This window comes from Lysinibacillus sp. GW821-FHT14F06 (genome assembly GCF_058803665.1).
This window is the reverse complement of sequence record NZ_JBXAPF010000002.1, coordinates 172,810-186,405: the sequence shown is the minus strand read 5'-3', so window position 1 is coordinate 186,405 and position 13,596 is coordinate 172,810. Positions and strand designations below refer to the sequence as shown.

Sequence of the window (13,596 nt, the reverse complement as noted above, 5' to 3'; positions counted from 1 at the left end):
ATTTGAAGTAGTTAAAAGGGAGGGTAGGTAGATTGGACAGAGAAGAAAAAGACTTCATATTAGAAAAGATAATGATTGAATATGGTAATGAGTTGGTACGATTGGCATTTTCATATGTGAAAGATACAGAGATAGCCAAGGATATGGTTCAAAATACGTTTATCAAATGCTACAAAAACCTTGATTCGTTTCGATTTGACGCACAAATAAAAACATGGCTCTACCGTATAACAATAAACGAATGTAAAGATTATTTAAAAAGTTGGAATTATAAAATGGTGCAGGTAAAAAGTTTTATAAATGAAACAGCAAAGTCAATATTACCATCAACAGAAAAAACAGTTATCGATAAATACAATAATGAAGAAATAAAAGATACTATCTTTTCTCTTCCAAAAGTGTATCGGGAAGTGGTTTATCTATACTACTATGACTCATTAAACACAGAGGAAATTGCCATAGTTTTGGATACTTCAGTTAATACTGTGAAAACTAGATTAAGAAGAGCAAAACAAAGATTAGAGTCGATGATAAAGGAGGCAGAACTTAATGGAAGATAAACGATTAAGAGATAAATTATATAATATGTCTGAACAAGAGCTAAGATTCACGAAAGAAGACCGTAATGAAGTATTTGAACAAATTCATAAACTGGAGAAGAATAATAATACGCAAAAGAAATCTCTTGTGTCTTCTTCAAAAAAATTCGCTCCACTGACAGTTTCTTTATTAGTAGTTGGCTTGTGTATATTTTTGTTTATGCCATCAATTCTTTCTGGAAGCTTTAATGAAAAATCTAACACAAATATTGCAAGTGAACCAATAGTTAAGGAAGCTGAATTTTTAACCACTTTAATTACGGTGAAGTCGAAAGAGATGGATAATCGAATATATCTTAATCTTTTACTTACTTATAATAAAGATAAAAAGATGATGAAAGTTGTATCGCTCCCTAATGATACGTATGTACAGGTGGCGGATAACAATGAGGGAACTCCATTGTACGATAAATTGCTATTTGCTTATAGTTTTGGCGGTGCTGAAAATGTAAGAACAGCTGTTTCAAAACTATTAAATTTACCAATTGATTATTATGCAGTGATCGATTTAGAGACTATTTCAACGCTAATTGATTCCGTGAATGGGATAGATTACGACTTGCCAGAAGATATTCGAGTAAGAGCGATATCACAAGTGGCATTTGACTTCAAAAAGGGCACAAATCATTTGAATGGAGAACAGATTGTGTCATTAATGATGGCTGCTACAGTTGGAGAGGGAATCAGCTTAGATGAAGAAGATCTATTAAATCTAATGAATGCGGTTTTGAATAAAACAGAAAACAAAATTCCACCAACACAATCAAAAGAACTGTTTACTCAAATAGAAGCCAATATATCGCTTGATTCGTTGTTAGAGAATCAAATAAATATTAATTCTATAAAATCAGTTTCTTTAAGTGATGGAATGATATCAGACGCAATAATAATAAATAGTTCTGAAGGTAAACACATATATAGGTTTGAGCAAGATTTTTTAAATTCTGTTTCAGAAGAATTGACGACATTTGACTAAATAGAAATTGTTTTATTGAAATACTTGTGGATGTAATTTTATACTTTAGAGAAGAAAAGGTGCGTTAATGGAGTATAGATTAACGCACTTTTATCATTGTATTTGGTTATTTTTTACATGTGTTATATAATTACAGATAGGAATATTTAACTTTGAGTATTTCTAAAGAATTATTTTGGGAGGGGAAAATTTGTTATATTTAGCTTTATTAATTGGTATCGTTTTAATTGTAATGACAGATAAACTTACGCAAGCTTTTAAATTATCAAGCATTTGGGGGATGATTGGTCAAATTTGTGCATCACTTGTAATTATAATGGTCGGCAAACTTGAGGTTAGTCATATTAATCTAGGTAGTCACTTTGAATTAGGATATTTGACGATTCCATTTACTTTATTATTACTTGTAGGTTTTACAAATGTAATGAATATAGAAAAAGCGCAAAATCCTTCAATATTGCTGTTGCCATTCGTTTCTTTAGTTTGTTTCTCAATGTCTGCTTTCGTCATAGGCCATTCATTTGTTTTAATAACGGGGATTTGTGCGAGTTTAACGATTATATTTATTCTGCTATACGGCTATTTTTCAGGTAAAGCATTTGTAGGAAGAACTCTTACTACGTCAATAGGCTTCGTAATAGCAGTACTTTCAATATCCCTTATTAAAATATCTATTATAACAATTTATATTCCGATATTTACTTTAGCAATACCATTCACTTTATATTATTTTATTAAAGATAAATTTACGAGTATACAATCAATTACAGATAGCACTTTAACAGCTATTTTATTTGGTGTAGTAATGTTCATAGTTCCTTTTCATATAATGTGGTATCTCGTTGTTGGGTTAACGATTATTTTGGTTATCACGCAATTTTCACGTAAATATCGTATTATATAGAAATTAATGTTCAAAAGTTATTAATTCTAGAAAGAGGAAGAAAGTGAAGTTTTATATTGCATCGGTTTTAGTAATAAGGATGACGTTGGATATGTTAGTGAGAAATTAAAAAATAAAGGCTACGTACACACATATGATTGGACAAAAAATGATAAGGCTTCGACGTATAAAGACTTAAGAAGAATAGGTCAACATGAGAAAAATGCTATTATGGAAGCCGATTTTTTAGTTGTATTATTACCTGCGAGAAAGGGAAGCCATATAGAATTTGGGATAGCTCTTGGACAAGGCAAAAAATATATCTTTACTCACCGAATGAGGAAGTAAATAATTTTGAAACTACAAGCCCATTTTATCATTTACCTGAAGTTGAGATAGTTATTGGAAACATAGATGATTTAATAGAAATATTAATATCAAAGTAATTTACTTATTGAGTTATAGGAATAAGGAATGAAAAATAATCAATCTACTTTTATTAAAAACAGTTATTAGGAATACAAGAAAGTTGTCATTTAATCTTTATCCAAAACGACAGCTTTTTATTATCCACTTAAATCAAGTATTTAAATCAAACTTTTATTCCGAAACTCTTACCATTAGAACGAATAGGCATTCATTTATTCTCATCAGCAAATGTTGTGAATTTTGAAGGAGTTTACTTCAAGATGTGGAAATAAATAAAGTCTGATAAAAAGATCCTACTTTGTGAAGTTGAACTAATAAATCCTCCGTAAATTTAAGGCCTTGTTAAGATTTCTCATACATCAAACTATTTATAAAACAATGTTTAAAGGAGAGAGAAACATGAGTGTAGAAATTTTTAATGGAGATCGTTCTGAAGAAAGTGTTCAATTTGAAAAATTGTTAATTTCCCAAAGTAATAAAATAAGTTTTTCTAGTATTGAAAATACCAAACAGTTCATAAAGCAAAGGGGAATTGAAAATATTCAGCCTTATGTGATTGGGGAAGATGTTAAATTAATAAGTGATGTGAAGGAGCTAACCTACGAGGGTATGCAGGTCTTCACTTTAAATGACCAAAAGTCTTTGAACCAAAAAGTTATTCTTTATATACATGGTGGTGCTTGGACAAATCAACCTTTACATTTGCACTGGATGCTCATGGATAAAATGGCACAATCGTTAAATGCGAAAATTATTGCGCCCATTTATCCTAAAGTACCACATTTTAGCTATAAAGATACCTACCCAAAAATGCTAAACTTATATAAAAAAATTCTTGGAACTGTTGAAAGCTTCGATCAATTGACCATCATAGGAGATTCAGCAGGCGGAAATATAGCACTTGGACTGGTTCAACTTTTGAAGAGGAACGATCTACCACAACCAAAAGATATTATTTTACTATCTGCATGTGTTGATATGGGTTTAGAAAATCCTCTTATACCTGAGTATGAGGAAAAGGATCCGATGCTGGCAAGTGAGGGAATGGAAGTCATTACAAAGATTTGGGCAGCTGATAAACATTTAAAGGACCCGTTGATTAGTCCAATCTATGGTGACTTTAAAGGACTTGGGAAGATGACTCATTTTATTGGAACACATGAAAGTTTATATCCAGATGCAATAAAATTTGATGAACAACTAAGAGAACAAGGAATTGAAATCACTACCTTTGTTTATCCTAAAATGAATCATGTGTTTGTTGCAATGCCTATCCCTGAAGCCATGGATGCTCAGCAGAAAATTATTAATATTATTAGTGAATAAGTGTTGAAATAGGGTAATGCTATATGTTCATTATTCAATTTAAAGAGACTTTAAATAAGCAAGGATCACAAAAATCATCAAACTTTTTTATAACAATTAAGTATAGAAAAAGCGTGTTTTGGATCAATTCAAAACACGCTTTTTCTCTTTTAACAAGATTTATTAAATTCATTTCAGACTTTCATCATAATGCGGATAGGGACCATTTAGTAATTGAACCAGTTATCCTCGGAAAATGACCAGTCGTCGAAAATTTATTTACATTGTTAAAGGAAAAATTTATAGTGAAGGCGTTAGAAGGGACTGTGATGATATTGAAAGTAGAAATTTCTGTTGACCCTAAATGTATAGAGCCAAAGGTCACAATTCATACAGCAGAGATGACAGTTGAAATTGAGCATCTAATGCATTGTATTGCTTCAGCTGGAATCCATACTTTATCGGTGTTATCAGATAGAGGTGTTGAGTTTATCGATTGTCAGGATATCATCCGCATTTATACGGAACAGAAGAAGGTCTTCGTTCAAACTTTAAAGGGAATCTATACGGTACGTTTGCGCTTGTATGAGCTGGAGGAACGGTTAAATTCGCAGATATTTGTACGAATCTCAAATGCTGAAATTGTCAATCGACATATGATTAAACGCATGGATATTAGCAAAACTGGAACAATTGGTGTTGAACTAGTAGGAAGTATCAACACATATGCTTCTAGGCGTTACGTCACAAAAATCAAAAAGCAGTTAGGATTATGAGGTGAAAATGTGAATAAAGACATACTGACACGTATTGTAGGAGGATTTGGAATCGGTGTTTTCCTTGGACAATTTGTACAATTTTTTGTAGCAATGGGGATAGAACAAGGGGGCTATGCTTGGGTTGTTCCAGAATTTCAAGCATTTTTTCCGAGTGAAGCAATGGCCATTATCGCACAGATTTTGTTGACGGGTTTGATTGGCATTACATTTGCTTTAGCTGCACAGTTTTTTGAAATAGCCAGATGGGGGATGTTAAAGCAATATATCGTGCATTTTGCTGTAACGGCAATTGTTTGGATACCAATTGTCATGACGTTATGGATGCCGAAAACGATGGCAAATGTGTTCTCCTTACTCGCAAGTTTTTTAGGAACATATGTTATGACATGGCTATTGCAATATAAATTTTCAAAGCGTGATATTGAACAAATCAATGCGATGTTAAAAAAGGAGGGTGAGTTGCATGACAATTGAAATAAAGGAACTAACGAAATGTTACCACGAAAAAGTAGTAGTGGATCAGTTATCATTCAGCATAAAGCAGGGTGAGTTTTTTGCACTTCTTGGTCAAAATGCAGCAGGCAAAACGTCCACAATTAAAATGCTTTGTGGACTTCTGCTGCCAACAGATGGTGATGCTCTGTTGGATGGAAAAAGTATCGTTCACCATCAGGTTGCGGCAAAAATGATTATGAATATTTCTCCACAGGAATCAGCAGTTGCACCAAATTTAACAGTAATTGAAAATTTACTATTTTTAGGTCGAATTTATGGTTGCTCCAAAACACAGGCAAGGGAACGGGCGAACGCAAATATGGAGTTGTTTGCCCTCTCACAACGTCAGAACGACAAGGCCAAAACACTATCAGGTGGATTTATGCGTCGATTAAGCATTGCAATGGCTATGATGTCAAAACCTAAAATACTTTTTCTCGACGAACCTACATTAGGGCTGGATGTACGTGCGCGCCGTGATTTATGGAAAATACTAAGTGGATTAAAGGGACAGGTAACGATTGTTTTAACAACTCATTATTTAGAAGAGGTTGAGATGCTTGCAGATCGTGTAGGCATCATGCATCATGGAAGGCTATGTGCACTTGGCACAATTCAACAATTGATGCATGAAACAAAACAATCATCCCTGGAAGAAATATTTTTAGCATATACAGAGGAGGGTTTATGTTGAGGGCTAATGTGTTTGCGACAAGAAATCATAAGGAAATCGTTCGTGATCCAGTAACACTGTTAATTGGCTTAGGCTTACCAATTCTGCTTATGAGCTTATTTTCAGTCATGCAAAAAAATATGCCATTTGCCTTTTATGAAATTAGTAATCTAACTCCAGGTGTTATTGTTTTTAGTTTTTCCTTTCTTACTCTTTTTTCAGGAATGCTACTTGGGAAGGATAGAAGCTCCTCCTTTTTAATGCGTATCTTTGCCTCTCCTATGTCAGCAGGAGATTATATTCTAGGCTATGTTCTGCCTTTGTTACCAATTGCATTTTTACAAATTATATTGTGTTTGCTTACTGCCATGTTTTTAGGGCTGCCAATGAATCTCTCTATACTATGGGTGGTAGGGGTACTTATGGTTATTTCCTTACTTTATATAGGATTAGGCTTATTATTTGGGACAATTTTTACGGATAAGCAGGTTGGTGGTATCTTTGCGATATTTGTGAATGTATCAACATGGTTTAGCGGAACTTGGTTTGAGCCTGATATGATTGGTGGTACTTTTCAATCAATTGCGCAATTTTTACCGTTTGTTCATGCCGTGAATGCAGCACGTGCAGTTCAAAGCACAAGCTATACAGATGCTTTCATACCACTCGTTATTGTCATAGGTTATACAATCGTGATATTTATAATTGCTATCCTACTATTCAAACGTAAGATGCGAGGCTAATAAATAAAAAGGGCAGCTCAAACTAGATCGTTCTCCAGTTTGAGCTGTCCTTTATTTTAGTCATGATTTAGTGTTGCTGCAATTTCTGGCTGTTTTTCCACTTGCAGCAGCATATTAAAGGAAGCAATTGCTACTTCCACTTGATCGTCCTTTGGCTCACGAGTTGTTAGTAATTGAAGCCATAGGCCAGGATAGCCAAGGAAGCGTAACACAGGGAGGTTACGGCATGCATTTGTAGCTTGGAGTACCTCGAATGAAATACCAAGCACAACAGGAATTAATAAAATACGGTCGACAATACGTAACCATAGTGGATCAGTGGGCACGAAGAAATATAAAAACATGCCGACAAAGACTGTGAACAGCATAAAACTACTACCACAACGATAATGTAAGCGGGATTGAGCTTGTACATTTTTCACTGTTATCTCCATACCAGCTTCATAGCAGTTTATTACCTTATGTTCTGCACCATGATATTGGAATACTCGTTTAATAATAGGAGTTAACGATATAAAATATAAATAAGTTAATAGTAAAAGTAGCTTAATGCCACTTTCAAGTAGAATTTGTCCAGTTTTACCCTCAATCCATTTTGAGAAAAAGTCCGCTATAAATACAGGAATTAATGTGAAGGCGAATTTTCCAAATAAAAAGGAAAGTATTCCAACAACGGCAACGCCTAAAATCATTTGCAGCTTAGAGCCTTCCTCCTTATGCTCCTCTTCTTCACCAGGTGTAACGTCGTAACGATCGCCTGAAAATTGCATATGACGAGAGCCTAGTCCGGCTGATTCAATCAGCGCCACAACGCCGCGTACAAATGGAACTTTTTTTAATTTTTGTAAAACAGGTTTTTGAACTTTTTTATAATGATAATAATCAATGGAATCATCGTTACGGCGAATGGCTGTAATCGTATGTTCCTTTCCTCCGAACATTACACCTTCTAATTGTGCTTGTCCCCCGTATACAGGTGAATTGCTCAAAGCCAACACCACTCTCTATATATATTTCAACTGTACCATTGTACTAAATTTAAAGAAAAACCTCTAGAGTTACGCATAGTAAAATTTCTATATGGCTACACTATTCGTACAATTAAGGAAATGATGAACAATTAAAAAATCAATCAAGCATACTAAATAAGGAGGATTTTACTTGAAAATAGCTAGTATCACTTCCCTTGTCAGTGCCCTTGTTTTAGCATTTTGCTTAAAGGGCTTACATTACTTTCATCTTATTAAATGGAGTCCAGTAGGTTTTTATAAGAAGTGGGGGCTTTTTGAGGATAGCTCAAAACTCTTTCATTGGAGTTTTCTGATTTTATGTCTATTTATCATAGGCTTTTTATTATTTATAATGTTGAGGTATGTCTATATTATTCCTGCTGTTCTATCTTCATTTTTGCTTGGTCTATTTGTGACGATTACATTAGAATGGGTCGTTCTTGATTTGCCTATGCAGCTTTCCTCCTTTAAAAAATTATCGATTCCCTTTATGGTGGTCGTTATTTGTCTTTTGCGTTTCTTGCTTGAAACAGCAAATTTTCATCAGAAAGAACATACAGCTCAAAAAGGAAATTAGTTGCTGTATACGTCGTGTATGATAAAATAAATGGCAAGTACATAGAAAGAGGCGAAGATGCGTGAAGTTATTATGTTTGAATGGACCTAACTTAAATCGACTGGGTAAACGAGAGCCCCATATTTATGGACATGAAACATTAGATGATGTGAAAGATAATGTTCAGAATCTTGCGGCGTCTCTTGGTGCTACTGTCGATTTTCGTCAATCTAATCATGAAGGAGTACTGATTGATTGGTTGCAAGAAGCAGAGGACGAAAAATATAGTGGAATTATCTTTAATCCTGGAGCATATACCCATACAAGCATCGCGTTACACGACGCCATTGCCGGAATTACTGTGCCAGTTATCGAAGTACATATTTCAAATATCCACAAACGCGAGGCTTTCCGTCATCATTCTTATCTTGCTCCGGCATGCCTTGGCCAGATTTGTGGTCTAGGTACGAAAGGCTATGAACTGGCACTACGCACATTTATTGAGAGGGAGAATTGATTATGTTGAAATTGCAAAAGCTACGTAAGGCACTTCAAGAACAAAACATCGATGGCATTTTAATTACAAACGGGTACAACCGTCGTTATATGACTGGTTTTACAGGTACAGCGGGCGTAGCGATTGTGTCTCAAAATGATGCTGTGTTTATCACAGATTTCCGTTATACAGAGCAAGCGGCTGCACAAGTACAGGATTTCCGAATTGTAAAGCATGAGGCAACAATTATTGAAGAAATTGCAACGCAAGTAACAAACATGGGTATTAAATTATTGGGCTTTGAGAAAGATGCTGTCAGCTATGGCACATATGAACTGTATAAAAGTAAGGTTCAAGCTGATTTAGTGCCGATTTCTGGGCTAATTGAAAAAATTCGCTTGATTAAGACGGAACAAGAGATTAATATTATTAAGGTTGCGTGTGAAATTGCTGATCACGCATTTACACATATTTTAGACTTCATCAAGCCTGGTAAAACAGAGCTTGAGGTTTCGAATGAATTAGAATTTTTCATGCGTAAACAAGGAGCAACCCAGTCCTCATTTGATACTATTGTTGCATCTGGTCTTCGTTCAGCATTACCTCATGGCGTTGCAACGAATAAAGTAATTGACAAAGGAGACTTTGTCACATTAGACTTTGGCGCACTGTATAATGGCTATATTTCGGATATTACACGTACAGTGGCAGTTGGCGAGCCATCTGAAAAATTAGTGGATATGTATAATGCAGTCCTTGGTTCTCAGCTATTAGCGCTTGAAAAGGTAGGTCCTGGGCTGACAGGCATCCAAGCAGATGCGATTGCACGTGACTATCTTAAAGAAAAAGGCTATGGTGAGGCATTTGGTCATTCATTGGGACATGGAATTGGTCTTGAAGTACATGAAGGTCCTGGCTTATCAATGCGTTCAGATGCGGTGTTAGAGCCAGGGATGGCCGTAACGATTGAACCAGGAGTTTATTTACCAGGTATCGGTGGTGTCCGTATTGAGGATGATATTTTAATCGCAGAAACTGGTAATGAACTACTAACACATTCGTCAAAAGAGCTTATTATTTTATAAAATTTGGAGGAACACAAATGATTTCAGTAAACGATTTTCGTACAGGTCTTACAATTATTGTAGATGGCCAATTATATCGCGTGTTAGATTTCCAACACGTTAAACCAGGTAAAGGTGCTGCGTTTGTACGTTCTAAATTACGTAATCTTCGTAACGGTTCAGTGAATGAGAAAACATTCCGTGCAGGTGAGAAAGTTGAAAAAGCACAAATTGATAACCGTAAAATGCAATATCTTTATGCACAAGGTGACGAGCATGTGTTCATGGACTTAGAATCATACGAGCAAACTGAACTAGCTTCAGCTGCTATTGAATATGAATTAAAATTCCTTAGAGAGAATATGGAAGTTTATATCCAATCATACCAAGGTGAAATGCTAGGTGTTGAGTTACCAAACACTGTTGAGCTAGAAGTAACAGAAACAGAGCCTGGTATCAAAGGTGATACGGCTTCAGGTGGTACAAAACCTGCTACACTTGAAACAGGACTTATTGTACAAGTGCCATTCTTCGTTAACCAAGGTGATAAGTTAATCATCAATACTGAAGAAGGCTCATACGTTTCTCGTGCGTAATGCTTTTAAAAAACCTGCTCTTTTCTAAACGAAAGAGTAGGTTTTTATTTATATTTTATACATATAAAGCAAAAAAAACTATTTTTTGTGACATTCGATAGAGGCATAATGTGTTTTTTTACTAGCCTGTCAATTGTTTCTATCATACGATTGATGGTCATACATGGCAGAAATGTTACAATAAACGTAAGGAGTGAGTGCTATGCTACAAACAACATTAGGGATACCTTATCCAATAATTCAAGCACCGATGGCAGGTGTAACATCTCCAAAATTTGTTGCTGCCTGTGCGGAGGAAGGTATATTAGGCTCAATAGGAGCAGGTTATTTAGATGGAGAGCAAACAAAAAGCTTTATCCAGGAAGTGAAAAAGCTTACAAAGAAGCCCTTTGCTGTGAATTTATTTGTTCAGGAAGATCCACGTATTGATATTGAAGTCCTTCAAAAAGCTCGTATGGCCTTACAACCATTTTATGATGAGCTAGGTCTTTCACCTGTACAAAGTGTTATGTCCAAGGAAGTATTTGAAGGACAAGTACAAGCTATTCTCGATGAAGATGTCGCCGTTTGTTCCTTTACATTTGGCATACCTTCTGCAGACGTTATTAAACGTTTAAAGGACAATAAGGTATTTGTTATCGGTACAGCCACTACTTTGGAAGAGGCAAAGCGTGTAGAACAGGAGGGAATGCATGCTGTAGTTCTGCAAAGTCGTGAGGCTGGAGGTCATCGCGGCTCCTTCACTGAACCTATGCAATTAATTACATTGCCTGATTTATTGCAACAAGTAGTTGGACAAATTTCAATTCCGATTATAGCTGCAGGGGGAATTGTCACGAAAGAAGATGTGAAAAAAGCTTTAGCTAGCGGTGCACAGGCAGTTCAAATTGGCACGGCTTTATTAGTGGCAGATGAGTGTGAAATTTCACCGCTCTATAAAAATGCTGTACTCCAATCAGAAGAACAGCAAACCACTATTACTCGTGCATTTACTGGAAAACCAGCAAGAGGCTTAGCGAATGATTTTACAGAACGTATGAAAGATGCACCTGTAGCTCCCTATCCTTTGCAAAATCATTTAACGACTACGATTCGTAAAGAAAGTGCAGAACAGGGAAATGCTGAGTATCTATCCATGTGGATGGGAGAAAATAGCTATTTAGTAAAACAGACTGGCACTGTGAAAAGTATTATTGAAAAATTACTATAGTGATATTAATGTGCTGTGCATCGTTTAAAACGGTATAACAACACGTCATTAAAACTTAGATCTCTATACAAATGTATAGAGGTCTTTTTTTATTGATTGCAACATATATTGCTGTACACGAGGGGGCGTATGCATGGAATTACAAGACGTATTAAGAGTCGCTGGAGTGGGACTAGTAGTTGCGCTTCTTCATGTTTTCTTTGACCAAACAGGAAAAAAAGAATTTTCATTTTTCCTCTTTTTCATTGCTTATTTATACATGACAGCGGAGTTGTTGCGATTTTTACGTCTATTTTTTAATGAAATCCTTACATTCTTTCAATGGCTGACCTCTTCAGGTTAAGTGTAGATGGAAATTGTCATCGTTGCTGTTGTCATGCTGCTTTTATTATTACTTATAAAAGAAGTCATACAGCCACTCCATGCGCTAATAAGTGTAATGTTTGCATTTTTATTGTTCGGTATGTTGTTCTCGACACTCTTATTGCCGTTCATCAAGCAGCTACTCGAGACATTAGCTATTTTGCCTTATGCAAAAGCGATTGTTATAAGTGCCAGTCTTTTTTATGTGGGACAATGGGTGTCAATGTTACTTGTAGAGCACAATTATAAAGTACTTGGAAACATTGTTATTGATGGGGTTAAGATTGTTATTTTATTGTATTGGTTTAAAGAATTTTTGGCTGTTTTACAGGAGGTATCTGCTATTTTACAACGGCTAAACTAAGGAGCGAAGATCATGCAGGAGCAGATACTGTCATTTTTAATTGATCCATTTTTTCTCTTGCTGAAGATGACGCTCACCCTGTGCGGCTATGTCATCATAATTTTAATCGTGAATATGCTCTTACCTACATTTGAAAAAGGGACAAGAATATTATTCTTTCTGATTGTGCTTGGAACAATAGGACCTGTCGTAGTGAAGTCATTTCAACTAATTGATGAAATAGCACAGGGACTTGCCCACATATTTACAGCATTTTATCCCATCCTTACTTCAAGCTTTCTTTTATCGAGTAGTATTACGGCAATTGCTTCCTGGCAGCCTTTCTTACTCTTTTTTGTACAAGTCTTAACGATAGTTAGTAGTAAGTGGCTGATACCGGGCGTGTTATTTGCCATTGTATTTGATGTATGTAGTGTCATTGTGAAAGAAATTTCCTTTACAAGAATTGCTGAATTAATCCGTTTTACCATAATGAGCATCGTCTCTGCATCGGTCATTTGCTACATTATTTTAATGTCAGCAAGTGGTGTAGCGGCATTTAGTGTGAATGCAGCGGTTGCAGAGCCTGTTAAAAAATTAATTGAAGAAAATATTCCTGTGGTTGGTTCTTTTATCGTAGATAGTTTTTCAATGTTCCAGCATATGACGCAATTTTCCTCTTCTATTAGTAGTATTAGTGCCTTTATAGCGGTTATTACTGTGTCATTTATTCCAACGGTACAACTTGTTATCAGTGCTTATTCGTTAAAGCTACTGGCAGCTATTTTAGAGCCGATTGCTTTTGATGATATTTGCAGATTACTAGATCACGTTAGTAAATCTCTATTTACGTTATGTGCAGTATCATTTTTAATTGCTTTTTCATTTATGTTTTCTTGTTTTTTCCTCATTGTTTTTGTACAAGTTATGGCCGGGGGGAGATAGATTGATTCTTTTATTGGCATTGCTCTTTGTATGTCAGATATTTGTCTTTTTGGCAGATGATAAAGAAATAATTTCACTGACAAAACTGGTGATTACGTTAGTATTTTTGCAATTGCTATTAAAGATTCCAT

The 13,596-nt window shown here is 35.3% G+C and carries 17 protein-coding genes; 16 read left to right on the top strand and 1 reads right to left on the bottom strand.

Annotation, left to right across the window (positions count from 1 at the left end; all coding sequences use genetic code 11):
• Positions 1 to 32: 32 nt before the first annotated feature.
• The 8 genes from AC1RNS_RS03155 (at position 33) to AC1RNS_RS03120 (ending at position 6,882) form a co-directional block, all read left to right on the top strand.
• Positions 33 to 560 carry a sigma-70 family RNA polymerase sigma factor gene (locus tag AC1RNS_RS03155; RefSeq protein ID WP_492990708.1) on the top strand — a complete coding sequence of 176 codons (528 nt, stop codon included), beginning with the start codon at positions 33 to 35 and terminating at the stop codon, positions 558 to 560.
• On the top strand, positions 550 to 1,575 hold the full coding sequence (locus tag AC1RNS_RS03150) for an LCP family protein (RefSeq protein ID WP_492990706.1): 1,026 nt from the start codon (positions 550 to 552) through the stop codon (positions 1,573 to 1,575). The genes AC1RNS_RS03155 and AC1RNS_RS03150 overlap by 11 nt, the downstream gene beginning before the upstream one ends.
• Before the next feature lie 190 nt (positions 1,576 to 1,765).
• Positions 1,766 to 2,479 carry an MraY family glycosyltransferase gene (locus tag AC1RNS_RS03145; protein WP_492990705.1) on the top strand — a complete coding sequence of 238 codons (714 nt, stop codon included), beginning with the start codon at positions 1,766 to 1,768 and terminating at the stop codon, positions 2,477 to 2,479.
• A gap of 807 nt (positions 2,480 to 3,286) precedes the next feature.
• Entirely contained in the window at positions 3,287 to 4,213 is a 927-nt protein-coding gene (locus AC1RNS_RS03140; protein WP_492990704.1) for an alpha/beta hydrolase fold domain-containing protein, read from the top strand.
• 308 nt (positions 4,214 to 4,521) lie between these two features.
• Positions 4,522 to 4,968: a LytTR family DNA-binding domain-containing protein gene (locus AC1RNS_RS03135; RefSeq protein ID WP_492990703.1), complete on the top strand. Its 447-nt coding sequence runs from the start codon at positions 4,522 to 4,524 to the stop codon at positions 4,966 to 4,968.
• Between the two features lie 9 nt (positions 4,969 to 4,977).
• Positions 4,978 to 5,445, top strand: coding sequence for a DUF3021 domain-containing protein (locus tag AC1RNS_RS03130; protein ID WP_492990702.1), 468 nt, complete (start codon positions 4,978 to 4,980; stop codon positions 5,443 to 5,445).
• Complete coding sequence (locus AC1RNS_RS03125; protein ID WP_492990700.1) at positions 5,435 to 6,160, top strand: ABC transporter ATP-binding protein; 726 nt, start codon at positions 5,435 to 5,437, stop codon at positions 6,158 to 6,160. The genes AC1RNS_RS03130 and AC1RNS_RS03125 overlap by 11 nt, the downstream gene beginning before the upstream one ends.
• A complete protein-coding gene (locus AC1RNS_RS03120) occupies positions 6,157 to 6,882 on the top strand; it encodes an ABC transporter permease (protein WP_492990699.1) in 726 nt (241 codons plus the stop codon). The genes AC1RNS_RS03125 and AC1RNS_RS03120 overlap by 4 nt, the downstream gene beginning before the upstream one ends.
• 56 nt (positions 6,883 to 6,938) lie before the next feature.
• Here AC1RNS_RS03120 and AC1RNS_RS03115 read toward each other — a convergent pair whose 3' ends face one another.
• The gene (locus AC1RNS_RS03115) at positions 6,939 to 7,871 is read right to left on the bottom strand and encodes a DUF1385 domain-containing protein (RefSeq protein WP_492990697.1); all 933 of its coding nucleotides are present in this window, start codon (positions 7,869 to 7,871) and stop codon (positions 6,939 to 6,941) included.
• 172 nt (positions 7,872 to 8,043) lie between these two features.
• On the opposite strand from AC1RNS_RS03115, the gene AC1RNS_RS03110 reads away from it, so the two are divergent.
• The 8 genes from AC1RNS_RS03110 to AC1RNS_RS03075 all read left to right on the top strand — a co-directional run bounded on the left by AC1RNS_RS03110 (position 8,044) and on the right by AC1RNS_RS03075 (position 13,465).
• A complete protein-coding gene (locus tag AC1RNS_RS03110; protein WP_492990696.1) occupies positions 8,044 to 8,469 on the top strand; it encodes a hypothetical protein in 426 nt (141 codons plus the stop codon).
• A 61-nt stretch (positions 8,470 to 8,530) separates the two neighbouring features.
• Positions 8,531 to 8,965 carry a type II 3-dehydroquinate dehydratase gene (aroQ, locus tag AC1RNS_RS03105; RefSeq protein ID WP_492990695.1) on the top strand — a complete coding sequence of 145 codons (435 nt, stop codon included), beginning with the start codon at positions 8,531 to 8,533 and terminating at the stop codon, positions 8,963 to 8,965.
• Between the two features lie 2 nt (positions 8,966 to 8,967).
• Positions 8,968 to 10,029: a M24 family metallopeptidase gene (locus AC1RNS_RS03100; RefSeq protein ID WP_492990694.1), complete on the top strand. Its 1,062-nt coding sequence runs from the start codon at positions 8,968 to 8,970 to the stop codon at positions 10,027 to 10,029.
• A 17-nt stretch (positions 10,030 to 10,046) separates the two neighbouring features.
• Positions 10,047 to 10,604 carry an elongation factor P gene (gene efp, locus AC1RNS_RS03095; protein WP_283868609.1) on the top strand — a complete coding sequence of 186 codons (558 nt, stop codon included), beginning with the start codon at positions 10,047 to 10,049 and terminating at the stop codon, positions 10,602 to 10,604.
• A 202-nt stretch (positions 10,605 to 10,806) separates the two neighbouring features.
• Positions 10,807 to 11,814 carry an NAD(P)H-dependent flavin oxidoreductase gene (locus AC1RNS_RS03090; protein ID WP_492990693.1) on the top strand — a complete coding sequence of 336 codons (1,008 nt, stop codon included), beginning with the start codon at positions 10,807 to 10,809 and terminating at the stop codon, positions 11,812 to 11,814.
• A gap of 133 nt (positions 11,815 to 11,947) precedes the next feature.
• Positions 11,948 to 12,157, top strand: a complete 210-nt coding sequence (locus AC1RNS_RS03085) for a hypothetical protein (RefSeq protein ID WP_012295089.1) — start codon at positions 11,948 to 11,950, stop codon at positions 12,155 to 12,157.
• Between the two features lie 6 nt (positions 12,158 to 12,163).
• A complete protein-coding gene (locus tag AC1RNS_RS03080; protein ID WP_492990690.1) occupies positions 12,164 to 12,541 on the top strand; it encodes a hypothetical protein in 378 nt (125 codons plus the stop codon).
• A gap of 12 nt (positions 12,542 to 12,553) precedes the next feature.
• The gene (locus AC1RNS_RS03075; RefSeq protein WP_492990688.1) at positions 12,554 to 13,465 is read left to right on the top strand and encodes a stage III sporulation protein AE; all 912 of its coding nucleotides are present in this window, start codon (positions 12,554 to 12,556) and stop codon (positions 13,463 to 13,465) included.
• The last annotated feature ends 131 nt before the right edge of the window (positions 13,466 to 13,596 follow it).